A 16,571-nucleotide genomic window follows, 5' to 3' on the forward strand; every position below is an offset into this window, starting at 1 on the left:
CCCTCAGCCTGACAGGGCGACGGTGGCGCCGGCATAGCGCTCATCGCCCAGCACAGAGACGAAAAAGGCTGCGACATCGGCGCGGCTGATCTGCTGGCGCCGGATGGTGCCCTGGGTATCGGCGAGCCAGGTGCCGGTGGCGGGGCCGTCGGTCAGACCCACGGGTTGGACCAGCGTCCAATCCAGGCCGGAGGCTTTGACCAGCGCCTCCTGCTTTTCCTTGTCCGCCATGTGCTCGCGCAGGACCGTCCGGTAGAAGAGTTTGAAGGCGAAGGGCAGCCGGTCACGGGTGTCGCCGATGCCGAAGGCGCTGACGACCAGCAAGCGGCGCGGACCGCCGGCCTGCATGGCGGCGATGATATGGCCGGTGCCGATGTCGCAGACATTGGCGGGCGTCGTGCGGCGCGCGCCGACCATCAAAGCGAAGGGGTTCTGGCTATTGCCCAGGCTGACGATCACCAGATCATGGCCGGGCACAGCGGCCGCCACATCCGCTGCCTTCATCACATCGCCGCGGCGCGGTGTGACGGACGGAATGGTGGGGAGCTTAGCCGGATCGCGGGCAAAGGCCGTGACCTGATGGCCGGCCGCGGCGAGCGCGCGGCATGTCGCGAGGCCGGTGCCGCCCGTGCTGCCGAAGACGATGACCTTCATCCCGCTTCCCCTATCGCCTCAGCCGAAGTCGCCCGCCTTGCATGGCCGGTTCTTCCCCTGACACAACTATGGGCCGGGCCTGACATAAAGCCAGTCTTGTCGTTTGGGGGCGTAGCGCCCGGCCCCAAGGCGGAAACCTTCAAACCGCCCGGCGCCAACCTTCTGTTGCCAGAGCCCCTGAGGTTCCTATCCTGCAGGGAACGTCACACTGAGCTGTAGGTAGCCGTATGAAGACCCAAGCGCGCGTAGTCGTCATCGGCGGAGGCGCGGTCGGCGTCAGCACGCTCTACCATCTGGCCAAGAAAGGCTGGAGCGACGTTGTGCTGATCGAGCGGCGGGAGCTGACCTCGGGCTCCACCTGGCATGCGGCGGGGCTCTTGCCGCTGTTCAACCTCAGCTACTCGGTCGGCCAGCTCCATAAATATTCGGTCAATCTGTACAAGTCGCTGGAGGCTGAAACCGGGCTGAATGTCGGCCTGTCCACCGTCTCCAATATCCGCCTGGCCCGCACCCAGGACCGGATGGACGAATACCGCTATTACGCCGGCATCGCGCGCACCATCGGCGTTGACGTCGATTTCCTGACGCCCGAACAGGTGAAGGAGATCTGGCCGCTGATGGAAACCCACGGCATCCTCGGCGCCATTCAGCATAAGGAAGACGGCTACGTGCAGCCGGCGGATCTGACCCAGGCGCTGGCCCGCGGCGCGCGCAATCTGGGCGCCGAGATCTACCGCTACACCACCGTCACCGGCATCACCCAGAAGCCGAACGGCGAATGGGTCGTCGCCACCGACAAGGGCGACATCACTTGCGAGCATGTGGTTTCCGCCACCGGCAACTTCGCCCGCAAGACAGGTGAGATGGTCGGCCTCGACATCCCCGTGATCCCGGTCGAGCATCAGTATATCGTCACCGAACAGCACCCGCTGATCATGGAGCGGCGCGCGAAGGGCCTGCCCGAAATGGGCGTGCTGCGCGAAAGCGACAGCTCCTGGTATATGCGCGAGGAAGCCGGCGGCCTGCTGCTGGGTCCGTACGAGGTCGGCGCGCCCTGCTGCTATGTCGACGGGCCGTCCGACAAATCCGAATACGAATTGTTCCAGGAAGATCTGGACCGTCTGGCCCCCTATATCGAGACCGCGATCGAGCGCGTGCCCGCCTTCGGCGAAGTGGGTGTGAAGAAAGTCTATAACGGCGCCATCGCCTATACGCCGGACGGCAGCCCGATCGTCGGGCCCGCCTGGCACCTCAAGAATTTCTGGCTCAACGAGGGCCACAGCTTCGGCATCACCGCCTGCGGCGGCGCCGGCTGGCAGCTCGCGGAATGGATCGTCGAGGGCGAGCCTTCGGTCGATATGATGGGAGTCGATCCGCGCCGCTTCGGCCCCTATGCCGGCCGCGGCTATCTGCGCCAGAAGACCGAGGAAGCCTATGCCAAGGTCTTCTCCGTGCATTACCCGGAAGAGGAGCGCGGCGCCGCCCGTGGCCTCAAGCGCAGCCCCTGCTATGACCGCATGGCCGCCAAGGGCGCCGTCTTCGGCACTGTCTATGGCTGGGAACGTCCGGGCTGGTTCGCCCCCGAGGGCTATGCTCTCAGCGAAGCCGATCTCGACAAGCCGGACGTGCTGCTCAACGAGAACCACGCCGATGCCGGCGCGGATGGCCGCATCCGGGAGAAGTGGAGCTTCCGCCGCTCCAACGCCTTCGCTTTCGTCGGCCAGGAAGCGCGCCATGTGCATGAGAAGGTCGGCGTGCTCGATATGTCCGCCTTCGCCAAGCTGGAGGTGACGGGCCCCGGTGCGGCGCAGTGGCTGGAAAGCATCCTGACGACCAAAGTGCCCAAGGTCGGCCGCGTGCAGCTGTCCTATCTGCTGACCAAGCGCGGCGGCGTGCGCTCCGAATTCACCATCTTCTCGATGGGTCCTTCGGCCTTCTACCTCGTCTCGGCGGGCGCGCTGGAGCGGCACGACCATGACTATCTGGAGAAGCTGCTGCCCACCGACGGCAGCGTCAAGCTGGCCCGCGTCACCACCCAGTACGGCGTGCTGGTGCTGGCCGGCCCCCGCGCACGCGATCTGCTGCAGAAGCTGACGGATACCGATCTCGGGAACGCTGCCTTCCCCTGGCTCACGGGCCGCATGATCTCGGTCGGCGCCGCCTCGGCGCTTGCCATGCGTGTGAACTATGTCGGCGAGCTGGGCTGGGAGCTGCACCACCCGATCGAAATGCAGAACTACATCTTCGACAAGTTGTTCGAGGCGGGCGCGGAATTCGACCTCAAGCCCTTCGGCATCAAGGCCATGGACAGCCTGCGCCTGGAGAAGAGCTACAAGATCATCCCGCGCGAGATGTCGATCGAGTATTCCGCTTACGAGTCGGGTCTCGACCGCTTCGTGTCGATGAAGAAAGGCGATTTCCACGGCCGCGACGCGCTGCTCGCCTGGAAGGAAGCCGGCCTGAAGAACGCCTTCGTCACCCTGGACGTGCATGGCGTGACGGATGCGGATGCCCGCGGCTCGGAACCGATCTATATCGGCGAGGAACTGGTCGGGCGCACCACCTCGGGCGGCTACGGCTGGCGCGTGGGCAAGTCCCTGGCACTCGCCATGGTCCGGCCGGACCTCGCCCAGCTGGGCCAGGCGCTGGAGATTTCCATCCTCGGCGTGCGCCACCGTGCGACGGTCATCGCCGACAGCCCCTTCGACCCGGCCAATGACGCACTTAGGTCCTAAACGGGACGAGTTGACAGCTGTCAACTCGTCTCAAATCGGCCCTATCTTGCGGCCATAAAAGGGCCATGGCCTGACCGCTACCCTCATCACCCGCGGACCTCATCCGCGGGTGATGTCGTTTTGGAAGGTCCTGATCATGCGAAAGACCACAGGCACCCTGGCCGCCGCCTTCTGCGCGGGCGGACTGCTCATCGCCCCAGCGGCCCATGCCGATACCATCCTGCATCTCTCGGTCACCGCCACCGTCACCACCATGCCGGATGAGCTGGTGGCCCAGCTCACGGCGCAGGCCGATGCGCCCAGCGCAGGCGCGGCCCAGGCACAAGTGAATGACCTCGTCGCCAAGGCGCTCGGCGCGGCGAAGAACCTCGCCGCTGTCACCGCCAGCACCACCACCTATTCCGTCTGGCATGAGACCGATCCGAAGGACGTCTGGCATGCGAGCCAGGGGATTGCGCTGCGTTCCCATGACGGTGCTGGACTGCTGGCCTTGATCGGTCAATTGCAGACGCAGGGCCTGGCCGTCGGCGATCTCACCTGGCAGCTGTCACCGGCGCTTGCCGAAAAGACCTATGAACAGGCGGTGGCGAAGGCGGTCGATAAATTGACCGCGCAAGCCGATGTCGTCGCCAAGCTGCTGCATCTGCAGGCCCATGGCTTCAGCAGCGTGACGGTGGGCGATGACAGCCAGCCCGGCCCCCGCCCGCTGATGCGCATGATGGCGACGATGGCGCCGGAGGCCAAGGCGCCCCCCAGCGCGCAGTCCGAGGAACAGACGGTCTCGGCGACCGTCTCGGGTGACGCGCGGCTGGAGGAGTAGACCTGTATTTTTGTAGCTACAAATAATCTTGACATCAGGATTATTGTAGCTACATTTACTTATGGACCTTGAGTTCGATCCGCATAAGCGCGCGATCACTCTTGCTAATCGCGGCCTGGACTTCGCCGAAGTGGCGCAACTTTTTGCCGGCCGCACGGCGACCATTCCAGACGACCGCGAAGAGTATGGCGAGAGCCGATTCATTACTGCCGGCACGCTCAATGGCCGGCTGGTCGTAGTCGTTTGGACCCCGCGCGGTGCGGCCCGCCGCATCATTTCAATGAGGTATGCCCATGCCCGGGAAGAAGCCCTCTGGCGCGAGCGAATGGGTTGATCCAGACGACGCGCCCGAACTGACCAAAGAAGATTTCGCGCGCGCCGAAATTCGTGACGGCGAGACGATCCTGCGCCGTGGCCGCCCGCCTACCACAACACCCAAGCGCCTCGTCAGCCTGAGGCTTGATCAGGACGTGCTGGATGGCTGGCGGCGCACGGGCGCCGGCTGGCAAAGCCGCGTCAATGCGCTGCTGCGCGAGGCCCTCCGCCGCGGCTGAGATGCGAAGAGGCGCATAGGCCCCAGCCGCGTCACACCAAGGGCGGATTCAGCTGCGCGAAACCGCCCGGCCGGCGATAGGGGAAATAGGGATAGGGCGCGGTCAGCAGGCTTGCCTGATCCAGCCGCGCGATCTGCTCTGGGCTCAGCGACCAGCCGACCGCACCGAGATTATCCCGCAACTGCGCTTCATTGCGCGCGCCGATGATGACCGAGGAGACGGTCGGACGCTGCAACAGCCAGTTGAGCGCGATCTGCGGCACCGTTTTGCCCGTCTCCTCCGCGATCGCGTCCAGCCCATCGACCACGCGGAACAGGACGTCATCCGCGACTGGCGGCCCGAAGCTTGCCGTCTCATGCAGGCGGCTGCCCGCCGGCAGAGGCGAGCCACGCCGGATGCGGCCGGTGAGCCGGCCCCAGCCGAGGGGACTCCAGACCATGGCGCCAAGACCCTGATCGGCACCGAGCGGCATCAGCTCCCACTCATAGTCACGCCCTACCAGGGAGTAATAGACCTGATTGGCGACATAGCGCGACCAGCCGTGCCGCTCGGCCGCCGCCAGCGATTTCATGATCTCCCAGCCGGCGAAATTCGAGACGCCGATATAGCGCAGCTTGCCTGCGCGGATGAGACTGTCCAGCGTTGACAGAACCTCCTCGACCGGCGTGCCGGCATCGAAGGCATGGAGCTGGAGGAGATCAATGTAATCCGTGCCCAGGCGGCGCAGCGCATCCTCCACCGCGCGGATCAGGCGCAGGCGGGATGAGCCTGCATCGTTCGGGCCGTCACCCATCGGCAGGCTGGTTTTGGTGGAGAGCAGCACGCTGTCGCGGCGACCCTTGATGGCCGCACCCAGAACCTCCTCAGATGCGCCATTTGAGTAGACATCCGCCGTATCGAACAAGGTGAGGCCGGCATCAAGGCAGATATCGACGAGGCGGCGCGCCTCCGTCACATCGGTATTGCCCCAGGCGCCGAAGAGGGGGCCGGAGCCGCCGAACGTGCCGGCACCGAAGCTGAGCACCGGAACCTTGAGACCGGAGCGTCCGAGAGAACGATAATCCATGTCCATGCCTTTGTGAAAACGATGGTGGGGTCAGATGACGGCAGTGCGGCGGCCCTGAACGGCGACGAACGCGACCGCCATGGCGCCGAGCGGAAAGAGTGCGGCGACGAGCGGCACATAGGTGAGGCCGGGGCCATGGGCGATGACCACACCACCAGCCCAGGCACCGACCGCATTGCCCAGATTGAACGCGGCGATGTTGAAGCTGGAGGCCAAGCTTTGCCCCGCGCCCACGGCTTTCGACAGAACCCAGCTTTGCAGGGGTGCGACCGTCGCGAAACCGGCTGCCCCCAGCAGCCCGACCAGTACGATGGCGATCACGGGCGAATGCAGCCCCGGCGTCATCAGCGCCAGGACAAGGGCGAGCGCCGCCAGCGTGCCGAAAATGGTCGCCAGCACATGCCGGTCCGCGAAGCGGCCGCCGAGCAGATTGCCGATAACCAAGCCGCCGCCGAAGATAAGCAGAATGGGGGAGACGGCATGGGCGCCGAAGCCGCTGATCTCGATCAGCATCGGCGCGATATAGGTGAAGACCGCGAAGACACCGGCATAGCCCAATACCGTCATCAGGAGGCCGAGCAGCACCGGCGCGCGCAGGATGGCGCGCAGATCGGCCCGCCAGTCAGACGCCTGGGGCGGATGCGTATCCTGCGGCACCAGGGCCGCGATGATCGCCGTGGCGGCGAGCCCCACCAGCGCCACCGCCCAGAAGGTTGCGCGCCAGCCGAGTTCCTGGCCGATCCAGGTGCCGAGCGGCACGCCCAGGATATTGGCGACCGTCAGGCCCGTGAACATGACCGCAATGGCGGAGGCTTTTTTGTTGGGTGCGACCAGCTCCGTCGCGACCACGGAACCGACGCCGAAGAAGGTGCCATGGGCAAGTGCCGTGAGCACCCGCGCGGCCATCAGCAGGCCATAGCTCGGCGCCAGCGCACAGGCCGCATTGCCCAGCGTGAAGATGACCATCAGCGCGACCAGCACGGTTTTGCGCGGCAAGCGGCCGGTGAGCACGGTCAGCACCGGTGCCCCCACCACCACGCCCAGCGCATAGCCCGAGATGAGCAGGCCTGCGGTCGCGATCGACACGCCAAGGCTGGCGCTGACATTGAGCAGCAGGCCCATGATGACGAATTCGGTGACGCCGATGCCAAAGGCCCCGGCCGTCAGGGCGTAGAGCGCCAGCGGCATGGTTCTGTTCCATCCTCAAAATCTGAGGACAGAGATAGGCCGCGGCGCGGGCATGATATAGAATGCCGATAGGCACAGCATATATGAATTGAACGACCGAATGGCGCGTACCGACATCAATCGCGCGGGTGAGATGGAGGTCTTCACCCAAGTGGTGGAGCAAGGGGGCTTTTCCGCCGCCGCCCGCCTCTGCCGCATGACGCCTTCGGCCGTCAGCAAGCTGATCGCCCGGCTGGAAACGCGGCTGGGCGCCCGGCTGATCAACCGGTCCACCCGCCGCTTTCAGCTGACGCCGGAGGGTTCGGCCTTCTATGAGCGGGCAACGCGCATCCTGGCCGACCTGGCGGAGGCTGAGCGGGCCGCGGGCGCGGGTGAGCGGCCGGTGGGGCGGGTGCGCATCAATACCAGCGCCTCCTACGCCAACCACATCCTGGCCGGGATTCTGCCCGACTTCCTGGCGCGCTATCCCGAAATCAGCCTCGACATCACCCAGACCGATGCGGTGGTGGACCTGCTGGCCGAGCGGACGGATGTCGCGGTGCGCGCCGGGCCTTTGAAAAACTCTACTCTTGTCGCGCGCAAACTGGGGGAGACAGCGCTGATCATCCTCGCCTCCCCTGGCTATCTGGCGCGGTTCGGGGAGCCGCGGACGATCGCCGACCTGGACCGGCATAACCGTCTCGGCTTCAGCTATGTCCGCGCGATCGATGGCTGGCCGCTGAGAGAAGCCGGTGAGACGGTGGTGGTGCCGACGGTCGGACGCGTGCAGGCGAGCGACGGCGAGGCGCTACGCCATCTGGCAATCGGCGGCAGCGGCATCGCGCGCTTGGCCGGTTTCACGGTGCGGGAGGATATCGCGGCCGGGCGGCTTGTGCCGATCCTGCAGCATCTCGACGCCGGCGCGCCGGAAGAGTTCCACGCCATCCATATCGGCCAGGGCGGCCCCCTTCCCTCGCGCGTGCGGGCACTGCTGGATTTTTTGGCGGAACGCGGACGGGTGGCGTGAGGCAAGCATGACCCAAAAGCTGATCGTTGGGGTTGAGAGCCCCCTCCAGACAGATATCGCCGCGCTGTTGCGGCAGTCAGATGATGTGGCTGCCCGTCTTTACCCCGGCGAATACAGACGACCCATCACGCCTGAAGTACTCGCGAAGCCGGGTATCCATGTCGTCGTTGTCCGCCAAGGGGAATCCCTGCTCGGTTTCTGCGCTTTGCTGGAGCGCGGTGACGGCACAATCGAACTCAAGCGTATGATCGTTGATGCAGAGGCGCGCGGGCGGGGTGCCGGCCGGAAGCTGCTGCAGGGTGCCGAAGCGGAAGCACAGCGCCTTGGCGCCCATGCCATCCTGCTGGAAGTGGGCACCCGCAATATCGAGGCGCAATCCCTGTATCGCGCGGCAGGTTTTGTGGAATGCGGTCCCTTCCGTCCCTATCAATCCACGCCCATCAGCCTTTTTATGGAGAAGCGCCTTTACGCTTTAAGAACGTGCAATGCGGATTGAACGGCAATGGGCGGCGCATGACGCTGCTGCTGCGTCGTGTTCGTCCTGGCGCCACCCGGCGCATGACACTACTCTGATGCACCCGATGCCCGCTTTTAAGTATGGGACTTTTCTTCTTTATAATGAAAGGTGAACGACATTAAAGTCCACCAAGATCGCCGTAGGATTATGATAGAGGCTCTGTAAGAGGCCATGCACGATGGACGTAGAAACAACAAAGGCAATCGATTACTCCGAGAAGATAATAAGCATCGCAATCGAGGTGGTTGGTGCCGCGCAAGTGGAACTTGGGCAAGAGGGGGCTCGCAGTCCCAAAGTTGTTGGTCTGGCCATCTTATGCCGAAGCATATCTAATTTTCGCGCAGCCATCTTGCTGCTTCAGCAGGATCACGTGATGGAGGCCAGGTCACTGACCCGCTGTCTATACGAGAATCTGCTTTGGATAGGTGCGCTGCGAGAGCGGGGGGCTGATTTCGTGCAAGATATGCTAAACGATGAAGCATTGAACCGGCAGTCGCTCGGCGAGTTGACTCTTCGACTATCGAAGACACACGATGTCGATATAAACACCCTGGATAACCTCGTACTCCGCGGTATCATCAAAGATATTGGGAAAGCATTTCCTGCGCGGAAAAAGCTGAATGCGCGTAAGACGGCGGCCAACGGATCGGTAGAAGCGGCGTACACCCAGTATGCGATGCTGTCACTGGACGGGGTCCACTGCTCAGTGACAGCTTTAGGGCGTCATCTGCGTCGGGAACAGGTAGCAGAAAATCACACAGAGCTGGTCATGAGCGTCGAAGCGGCAACGTCGAATAAAGAAATTTTATCAACAATTTTTCTCCTATGCCATGCTATGATAGGCGTGGCCGTAGGAACAAATGAGATTTTAGGCTTTACTACCGCCAGCCCAAAGCTCAGCGCCGTGGAAGTCGAATTTGCAGATATAGCAAAGGCTGTAAGAGCGGATTAGCTTCTCGGCCAGCTCATCAGAGATGATATGGCACCCTTAGGAAGGACTCGTATCTACCCCTAAGCTGAGCGACCTAGCCAAAGAGGTCCTGATACCAGGACGCCGGAGGGTATGGCCAATGAGTCGGAACGTGTCTGACAATCTGGTTTTGGAACTTCTCCGCGCCATGCGGAGCGACCTGACGACTGTGCGCGAGGACATGCGGGAAGTGAAGCTGCGTCTCACTGCCCTTGAGACGGCTGTGGGCAATCTAGCGAGACAAGGCTCGGCCTTCGCCAGGCCTCGATCGGTTTAGGTTCGATCAAGAGCACGCACCAGCCTCGTCACCCGCGCGCTCGTCACGCGGGTCTACCCGGCAGGGCATCGTTGTTTGGGCGCCGCAGCGGGTAGGTTCGCGGAACACGTCCGCGAATGACGGTCGCAGTTGGGCGAATGATGGTGGGAACCTCATTCAATCCCGATGACGATCTCGACAAGGTTCGCAGTGCCCGACGCGATGCCGGCTTCGATGGCGGGGGCGATATCGGCCGCGCGCGTCACCCGGCGCGCGGGCACGCCGAAGGATGCGGCCAGCGCCAGATAGTCAATCGCCGGTGCCTCGATATCCATGGCGATATAACGGTTGCTGCGGGTGGAGAGATACCCCTCCTGCCCTTTCATGAAGTTTTTCAAAATATTGTATTCGCGATTGTTCATAACGACGAAAGTGACGGGCAGGTTTTCATGCGCCGCCGTCCAGATCGCCTGCGGGGAATAGAGCGCCGCACCGTCCCCCACCAGAGAGACAACCGGCTGCCGCCCGAGACCGAGCGAGCAGCCGACCGCCGCCGGCATGCCCCAGCCCAGCGCGCCGCCGCGCAGAAAGGAATATTGGCTGGCCGAGTTGCTATCAAGGAACTCTCGCAGATGCACCGATGTCGCGATCGCCTCATCAACAATAGAAATATCGGGGCCGATGGCGCGCGCGGCTTCCTGAGCGGCCACCAGCGGCGTGATGCGCGGCGCGTCCCAGTCCGCCGCCGCTCGCGCCGCGAGGCTTGCCCGATGCTGGGCACGCCGGTCAGCGGCTTTGGCCACCAGCCCGTCATAGACGCTACGGCGCGGCGCGGTTGCCTGTTCAAGCAAAGGCTGCAGCACGCGGAGCGAGGCGCGGATATCTCCCACCACCGAAAGCTCAGTCTGATAGGTGCGGCCAAGGTCGCGCACGTCGGTCGACATCTGATAGACCACGCAACCGGCAGGAATGATCGGGCCGGCAGAATAGAGGATGGTGATGAGCGACTTGCCGCCGAGCGCGAAGATCGCGTCATACCCGGTCAGCTTGTCGTAAATCTCGCGCCCCTTATTGGGCATATTGCCGGCCCAGAGCGGATGGGCGGTGGGGAATGGCAGGCGCGAGGGCCAGGAGGAACCATAGACCTCGGCCCCCAGCGTCTCGGCAAGTTTCGCGACCTCAGCCGCCGCGTCGCTGGAATAGACCTCGTCACCCGCGATGATGAGAAGCCGGCCGGGCGTGACGGCGGCCAGCCGCCGCGCCAGATCATCCAGCGACCCGGCAACGGTGCGGCGGTCAATGACCGAGGGTGCGGCGATGCCGACCGCGCTCATCTCCTCCATCACATCCATGGGCAGCGACAGGAAGACAGGGCCCGCGGGGGCGGCATTCGCATCATGAAAGGCGCGGCGGATGAGGATGGGCAGCTGATCGGCATGCGCCACTTCCTGCGCCCATTTCACGGCCGGACGCGCGATCTGGATCAGATCGCCGAAGAGCAGCGGGTCTGTGATGGTATGGCGCGAATCCTGCTGGCCGGCGGTGACGACCAGGGGCGTCTGCGAGACCTGGGCATTGAGCAGATTGCCCATGCCATGGCCCAAGCCCCCGGCGGTATGCAGGTTGAGGAAGCCGGGACGGCGCGCCGCTTGCGCATAGCCGTCCGCCATGGCGACCGCGCTCGCCTCCTGCAGAGCCCAGATATATGCGATATCCGGCGCCCCGGTGAGCGCATCCATCAGCGGCAGTTCCGTCGTGCCCGGATTGCCGAAGATGTAGTCGACGCCCTCGCTCCGCAGGACTTCAAGCAGGACAGCCGCCCCGCGCCGGTAGCGGGCGTCATCGACGGCGGTGATGGGACCTGATGTCATCGGCATCGCTCCTGAAGAACGTCAGTATTATTGACTAATTTTCACCCCTGCACCACCATCGATAGCCGGCCAGGGCAAATTCGCAAGAATGCTGGTTCCGGCATCCGCATCGATGGACCGATGCTGCGCGGGCCTTCGGCGAAGGGGCAGATTGTTGCGCCGCACCGGCCAGGCCGAGCGGCGACTGCAACCGCGCCACAGTGGACATTTCCGATCCGCCATAGGAAAGGAAATTAAACGGTTCAAATGAGAACGGATGACGCAGCGCCAGAAATTGCCAAACGTCGCGCCGCCTGCAGGCCAAGGCCCTGCCCGGTCGGACGGCCTGACGGGTCAGGATATGGTTCTCTCGACAGGCTTGGGCAGCGAGGCAGCCTCGGTCTTCAGCGTCCGGGTCTCCGGCGCCATGGGCGCGCTCCTGATCGGCATCTTCCTCGGCGTCTCCGCCCATGCCAGCCGGCCCTGGGATATATTGCCCGGCTTCATTCCGGCCTTTCTGGCCATCATCGTGGTCGCCGACCTGATCACGGCCGCGCTGCTGCTGATGCACGCGTCACTCGCCCGCCGCTATGATCTGCTGTGGCTGGGCGGGGCCTATCTGTTCAGCGGCTCGGTCGCGACGGGTCAGGCGCTTGTCTTTCCCGGAATCGCCAGCGCCGCCGGCCTGTTTCACGCCGGCCCGCAAAGCGCCATATGGCTGTGGGTCTTCTGGCATGGCGGCTTTCCCTGCCTGATCGGCATCGCCATGGCGATGCGCTGGCGGCGCGAGCACGATACCGCGGCAGGCGCCCCTCGCGCCTATGACGGATTGCTGATCGCAGCCTTCATCCTGGGCATCGTCATCGGCCTCGAAATCCTCGTCACCCGCTTCCAGTCCCTGCTGCCGGTGCTGCTCACCGGACATAGCTACGGCAACCTGACCCTGACCACGACCGGAGGGACGGTGCTGCTGCTGAATATCGGTGCTCTGGCCGCCGTGGTGCTCGTCACCCGCGGCCGCAGCGTGATCGACCTTGGCCTGTTCATTGCGGTGCTGGCGGCGACCATCGACGTCGTGCTGACGCTGATGGCCGGCGCCCGCTACTCCATGGGATGGTATATCGGCCGCGCCTTCTCCATCACCTGCGCCCTGCCCGTTCTGACCATCTATCTGCGCGAACTGACCTGGCTGCATGCCCGCGTCATGCGCCTGAACCAGCGGCTTGCCGAGCAGGCGCATGTCGATGCCACGACCGCGCTGTTCAACCGGCGCTATTTCAACCATGTGCTGGCCGACAGCCTTGACCAAGCCGCAGACCACCGGAGACGGCTTAGCCTGCTGCTGATCGATGTCGATCATTTCAAGCGCTACAATGACAGCTTGGGCCATCTGGCCGGCGACGACTGTCTGTATCGCGTCGCCCAGGCGGTGCAGGGGGCCCTGCATGGACCGGGCGAGATTGCCGCACGCTTCGGCGGTGAGGAATTCGCCGTCATCCTGCCCGGCGCCGATCCCGCCATGGCCGAAGCCCGGGCAAAGGCGATCCTGAATGCCGTGCGCGAGCTGGGGCTGCACCACCCGGATAGTCCCACGGCGTCTTACGTCACGGTCAGCATCGGTATCGCCTTGGCGGGGCCACGGACCACAATCCGAGCCCTGATTGCGGCGGCTGATGCTTCGCTCTATGCCGCCAAAAGCGCAGGCCGCAATCAGGTCGGGGCGGCCTGAACGCAGGGCGCCGGGCCGAGCGTCATCAAGCCGTCACGCCCGCCCCACCGCCGCCGTTGCACATAGGTGCCGCTACTCACAAGGGACCAGATCCATGCCGCGCCGCCATGCCGAACACCATCTTATCTCCCGGATCGGCTGGCTGCGCGCCGCGGTGCTGGGCGCCAATGACGGCATCATCTCCACCGCCAGCCTGATGCTGGGCGTGGCGGCGGCCGCCACCAGCCGCGGCGAAGTGCTGACGGCCGGGATCGCCGGGCTGATGGCGGGGGCAATGTCGATGGCCGCGGGCGAATATGTCTCTGTCAGCTCGCAATCGGATACCGAAACGGCGGATCTGGGCCGGGAGAAGCGCGAGCTGCTGCACGACCCCCGCGGCGAAACCCAGGAACTGGCGCAGATCTATGTGGCGCGCGGACTGGCGCCTGACCTCGCGATGCAGGTCGCGGAACAGCTGATGGCCAAGGATGCGCTCGGCGCCCATGCCCGGGACGAGCTGGGGATTTCGGAAATTTCGACGGCGCGGCCGATCCAGGCGGCCCTGACCTCAGCCGCGACCTTCGCCGCCGGCGCCATTCTGCCGGTGATCGCGGCTGTGGTCGCACCCAAGGGCACCATTCTGCCCGTGATCTTCATCGTCGCCCTGATCGTGCTGGCGGTGCTGGGCGCGATCGGCGCCCGCACCGGCGGGGCGGCGATCTGGAAGCCGACGCTGCGCGTCGCGTTCTGGGGGGCGCTGGCAATGGCCGTGACAGCCGCCGTCGGCGCCATCATCGGCCACAGCGTCTGAAACAGAAAACGCCAGCCGGCAGATGCCGGCTGGCGTTTTGGTCACCCGAAGTCTGACGGCGGATCAGGAACCGTCAGGCAAGGCATAGGCGCGGATATAGTCGCCGATCTTGGTGCCGAAGGAGCCGTGGCCGCCATCGACGGTGACAATGTATTGCTTGCCGCCGACCGAATAAGTCATCGGCGTCGACTGCCCGCCCGCCGGCAGACGGTCCTGCCAGAGCAGCGTGCCGTCCTTCATGTCGAAGGCGCGGATATAGTAATCCATCGTCGACGTCAGGAAGGTGACGCCGCCGGCGGTCGCCAGCGGTCCGCCCAGCATGGGCGTGCCAAGCGCGAAGGGCAGCGGGATCGGCGTCTCATCCCGGATGGTGCCGACGCGATGCTCCCACACCACCGCATGGGTGCGCAAATCGATCGCCGCGATATTGCCCCAGGGCGGCGCCAGGCAGGGAATGCCGATGGGCGAGAGGAAGGCGCCGAGCTTGACGCCATAGCGCGCCCCGAACATGGGCTGCACGCCGGTCTCGGTCCCCGCCGGCAGGCTGGCGGAGGGTTCGGCCGGGTTCTTCGGGCCACGCGGAATGAGGCGCGAGACGAAGGGAATGCCCATGGGATTGGCGATCGCCAGCTGATCCTTCTGGTCGACCGCAATGCCACCCCATTCAAACATGCCGAGATCGCCCGGGAAGACCAGCGTCCCGCGGACGGAGGGCGGCGTGAAGGGGCCATCATAGTTCAGCGAATGGAACATGATGCGGCAGGCGAGCTGATCGAAGGTGGTGGCCCCCCACATATTGGCGCCCGTCAGCTTCTGGCGCGGCCGGAAGGAGAGATCGGAGAAGGGCTGGGTGGCCGCGACATGATCGCCGGGAGCCGCCGTCTGCGGCACCGGCGTTTCGGGCGCCGGCACGATCAGATGGCCGTTGCGGCGGTCGAGCACGAAGATATTGCCGGTCTTGGCAGGCGCATAGATGGCCGGCACGACGCCGTCCGCCGTCTGCACATCAGCGAGGCTCGGCTGCGCCGGGACATCCATGTCCCAAAGATCGTGATGCACGTTCTGGAAGGACCAGATGAGCTTCCCGGTCTTGATATCGAGCGCAACCAGCGCGCTGTCGTAGCGTTCCTCATCCGGCGTGCGGTTACCGCCCCAGATGTCATCGGCGCCGGTGCCGAGTGGCACATAGACCATGCCGAGGTTTTCATCGATGACCGAGGGCGCCCAGGAATTCGGCGAACCCGCTGTCAGCTCATGCGTGGCGGACGGCATTTCGTTGGGGTCATGATTGCCGGCATCGAACACCCAGAGCAGTTTGCCGGAATAGACGTCGAGGCCGCGGATGGCGCCTGATGGCACCTTCTTCGACCAATTGTCGATGACCGAGCCGCCCATGACGATGACCTGAGAGCCGACCGCCGGGGGCGAGGTGCCTTCATAGAAGCCCGCCGTCTCATAGGGACTGCCATATTTCAGATCGACGCGGCCGTGATCGCCGAAACCATCACACAGCGAGCCGTCATCAGCGTTGATGGCATAGAGAAAGCCGGTATCGGTGGGCAGGAAGATGCGGCGCGGGCAGGAGGTGGGCGCAGGCTGGCCGTCCACCGTTGTCGCACCGGCTACCGTCTCATGATAGGAGACGCCGCGGCAGGTGAGATGCTGGAAGGTAGGGTTGTCCTTGATCTGGGGATCGAACTTCCACTTCAGCTTGCCGGTAGTGGCATCGATCGCGAACAGGATCTGGTGCGGCGAGCAGGCATAGAGCGTGTCGCCGATCTTGAGCGGCGTATTCTCATCCGTCGTCTCCACCGGGTCGTTCGGACCCTGCATGTCGCCGGTACGGAACTGCCAGGCAAGCTTGAGCTTGCCGACATTGGCGGGCGTGATCTGATCCAGACCCGAGAAGCGGTCGCCCGCATTGGTGCCGCCATAGGCGGTCCAGTCGGTCGCGGCGACGGTGCCGGCAGGCTGGCCGGCATTATGCGCGACGCCGCGGGTTGCGTGGCTATCCCGCGGGAGGGCGACGCCGAGGGCGATGATGGCGAGGACCACGGTGATCGCCAGCGCCGCCTTGCCCGCGACAGCGGGGGTGGCGATACGGCGGGAGACGAAGGGCAGAAGCAGCCAGACGCCGAGTGGGGCGATGACGTCACCACGGGGTGCCAACTGCCAGAAATCGAAACCGACTTCCCAGATCGCCCAGATCAGCGTGCCGAGCAGCACGGCCGCATAGAGCCAGAAGGCTGCCGCCTGACGGCGCCAGGCGAGAACGGCGGTCACCAGGATGGCGATGCCGGCAATGAGGTAATAGGGTGAGCCGCCAAGGGCGAGCAGCCAGGCGCCGCCAATGCCGAGATACAGGCCGACAACAGCCAGGATAAGACTTGTTATGATCACTATGATCGGTGGTCGCGCGGTCGCGGTCATCGCCTT

At 64.6% G+C, this 16,571-nt stretch carries 14 protein-coding genes; 9 read left to right on the forward strand and 5 right to left on the reverse strand.

All coding sequences use genetic code 11. The annotated features are described in order from the left end of the window. Positions 1 to 3: 3 nt before the first annotated feature. The gene (locus AC3G7M_RS17935; RefSeq protein WP_489213499.1) at positions 4 to 654 is read right to left on the reverse strand and encodes an NAD(P)-dependent oxidoreductase; all 651 of its coding nucleotides are present in this window, start codon (positions 652 to 654) and stop codon (positions 4 to 6) included. Positions 655 to 881: 227 nt separating this feature from the next. On the opposite strand from AC3G7M_RS17935, the gene AC3G7M_RS17940 reads away from it, so the two are divergent. From AC3G7M_RS17940 to AC3G7M_RS17955, 4 genes are all read left to right on the forward strand, one after another. Continuing rightward, entirely contained in the window at positions 882 to 3,389 is a 2,508-nt protein-coding gene (locus AC3G7M_RS17940) for a GcvT family protein (protein WP_489213501.1), read from the forward strand. Between the two features lie 136 nt (positions 3,390 to 3,525). After that, positions 3,526 to 4,209 (forward strand): SIMPL domain-containing protein, encoded by a 684-nt coding sequence (locus tag AC3G7M_RS17945; RefSeq protein ID WP_489213502.1) that lies wholly within the window; start codon positions 3,526 to 3,528, stop codon positions 4,207 to 4,209. Between the two features lie 61 nt (positions 4,210 to 4,270). Next, positions 4,271 to 4,543: a BrnT family toxin gene (locus tag AC3G7M_RS17950; protein WP_489213503.1), complete on the forward strand. Its 273-nt coding sequence runs from the start codon at positions 4,271 to 4,273 to the stop codon at positions 4,541 to 4,543. Continuing rightward, positions 4,503 to 4,763: a BrnA antitoxin family protein gene (locus AC3G7M_RS17955; protein WP_489213504.1), complete on the forward strand. Its 261-nt coding sequence runs from the start codon at positions 4,503 to 4,505 to the stop codon at positions 4,761 to 4,763. Before AC3G7M_RS17950 ends, AC3G7M_RS17955 begins: the two co-directional genes overlap by 41 nt. Positions 4,764 to 4,794: 31 nt before the next feature. Here AC3G7M_RS17955 and AC3G7M_RS17960 read toward each other — a convergent pair whose 3' ends face one another. Together AC3G7M_RS17960 and AC3G7M_RS17965 are read right to left on the reverse strand one after the other, a co-directional pair. After that, positions 4,795 to 5,829, reverse strand: a complete 1,035-nt coding sequence (locus tag AC3G7M_RS17960; RefSeq protein WP_489213505.1) for an aldo/keto reductase — start codon at positions 5,827 to 5,829, stop codon at positions 4,795 to 4,797. A gap of 30 nt (positions 5,830 to 5,859) precedes the next feature. Further along, positions 5,860 to 7,017: an MFS transporter gene (locus tag AC3G7M_RS17965; protein ID WP_489213506.1), complete on the reverse strand. Its 1,158-nt coding sequence runs from the start codon at positions 7,015 to 7,017 to the stop codon at positions 5,860 to 5,862. 100 nt (positions 7,018 to 7,117) lie between these two features. On the opposite strand from AC3G7M_RS17965, the gene AC3G7M_RS17970 reads away from it, so the two are divergent. The 3 genes from AC3G7M_RS17970 to AC3G7M_RS17980 all read left to right on the forward strand — a co-directional run bounded on the left by AC3G7M_RS17970 (position 7,118) and on the right by AC3G7M_RS17980 (position 9,492). Next, the gene (locus AC3G7M_RS17970; protein WP_489213507.1) at positions 7,118 to 8,023 is read left to right on the forward strand and encodes a LysR family transcriptional regulator; all 906 of its coding nucleotides are present in this window, start codon (positions 7,118 to 7,120) and stop codon (positions 8,021 to 8,023) included. Positions 8,024 to 8,030: 7 nt separating this feature from the next. Then, entirely contained in the window at positions 8,031 to 8,519 is a 489-nt protein-coding gene (locus AC3G7M_RS17975) for a GNAT family N-acetyltransferase (protein ID WP_489213508.1), read from the forward strand. A gap of 199 nt (positions 8,520 to 8,718) precedes the next feature. Further along, a complete protein-coding gene (locus AC3G7M_RS17980) occupies positions 8,719 to 9,492 on the forward strand; it encodes a DUF5677 domain-containing protein (RefSeq protein ID WP_489213509.1) in 774 nt (257 codons plus the stop codon). A 447-nt stretch (positions 9,493 to 9,939) separates the two neighbouring features. Here AC3G7M_RS17980 and AC3G7M_RS17985 read toward each other — a convergent pair whose 3' ends face one another. After that, entirely contained in the window at positions 9,940 to 11,637 is a 1,698-nt protein-coding gene (locus AC3G7M_RS17985) for a thiamine pyrophosphate-binding protein (protein ID WP_489213510.1), read from the reverse strand. A 256-nt stretch (positions 11,638 to 11,893) separates the two neighbouring features. Between AC3G7M_RS17985 and AC3G7M_RS17990 the strand changes: the two genes are divergently transcribed. Together AC3G7M_RS17990 and AC3G7M_RS17995 are read left to right on the forward strand one after the other, a co-directional pair. Continuing rightward, the gene (locus AC3G7M_RS17990) at positions 11,894 to 13,345 is read left to right on the forward strand and encodes a sensor domain-containing diguanylate cyclase (RefSeq protein WP_489213511.1); all 1,452 of its coding nucleotides are present in this window, start codon (positions 11,894 to 11,896) and stop codon (positions 13,343 to 13,345) included. Between the two features lie 94 nt (positions 13,346 to 13,439). Then, a complete protein-coding gene (locus tag AC3G7M_RS17995; RefSeq protein ID WP_489213512.1) occupies positions 13,440 to 14,135 on the forward strand; it encodes a VIT1/CCC1 transporter family protein in 696 nt (231 codons plus the stop codon). A gap of 63 nt (positions 14,136 to 14,198) precedes the next feature. Here the strand turns inward: AC3G7M_RS17995 and AC3G7M_RS18000 are convergent, their stop codons facing one another. Next, entirely contained in the window at positions 14,199 to 16,565 is a 2,367-nt protein-coding gene (locus tag AC3G7M_RS18000) for a membrane-bound PQQ-dependent dehydrogenase, glucose/quinate/shikimate family (protein ID WP_489213514.1), read from the reverse strand. Between the last annotated feature and the right edge of the window lie 6 nt (positions 16,566 to 16,571).

It is taken from the genome of Acidisoma sibiricum (assembly GCF_057837225.1).

Coding starts and splice junctions, on each gene's coding strand:
- AC3G7M_RS17980 (WP_489213509.1), top strand. CDS start 8,719: ATGGACGTAGAAACAACAAAGGCAATCGATTACTCCGAGAAGATAATA.
- AC3G7M_RS17945 (WP_489213502.1), top strand. CDS start 3,526: ATGCGAAAGACCACAGGCACCCTGGCCGCCGCCTTCTGCGCGGGCGGA.
- AC3G7M_RS17955 (WP_489213504.1), top strand. CDS start 4,503: ATGCCCGGGAAGAAGCCCTCTGGCGCGAGCGAATGGGTTGATCCAGAC.
- AC3G7M_RS18000 (WP_489213514.1), bottom strand. CDS start 16,565: ATGACCGCGACCGCGCGACCACCGATCATAGTGATCATAACAAGTCTT.
- AC3G7M_RS17995 (WP_489213512.1), top strand. CDS start 13,440: ATGCCGCGCCGCCATGCCGAACACCATCTTATCTCCCGGATCGGCTGG.
- AC3G7M_RS17940 (WP_489213501.1), top strand. CDS start 882: ATGAAGACCCAAGCGCGCGTAGTCGTCATCGGCGGAGGCGCGGTCGGC.
- AC3G7M_RS17960 (WP_489213505.1), bottom strand. CDS start 5,829: ATGGATTATCGTTCTCTCGGACGCTCCGGTCTCAAGGTTCCGGTGCTC.
- AC3G7M_RS17990 (WP_489213511.1), top strand. CDS start 11,894: ATGACGCAGCGCCAGAAATTGCCAAACGTCGCGCCGCCTGCAGGCCAA.
- AC3G7M_RS17935 (WP_489213499.1), bottom strand. CDS start 654: ATGAAGGTCATCGTCTTCGGCAGCACGGGCGGCACCGGCCTCGCGACA.
- AC3G7M_RS17975 (WP_489213508.1), top strand. CDS start 8,031: ATGACCCAAAAGCTGATCGTTGGGGTTGAGAGCCCCCTCCAGACAGAT.
- AC3G7M_RS17965 (WP_489213506.1), bottom strand. CDS start 7,017: ATGCCGCTGGCGCTCTACGCCCTGACGGCCGGGGCCTTTGGCATCGGC.
- AC3G7M_RS17970 (WP_489213507.1), top strand. CDS start 7,118: ATGGCGCGTACCGACATCAATCGCGCGGGTGAGATGGAGGTCTTCACC.
- AC3G7M_RS17950 (WP_489213503.1), top strand. CDS start 4,271: ATGGACCTTGAGTTCGATCCGCATAAGCGCGCGATCACTCTTGCTAAT.
- AC3G7M_RS17985 (WP_489213510.1), bottom strand. CDS start 11,637: ATGACATCAGGTCCCATCACCGCCGTCGATGACGCCCGCTACCGGCGC.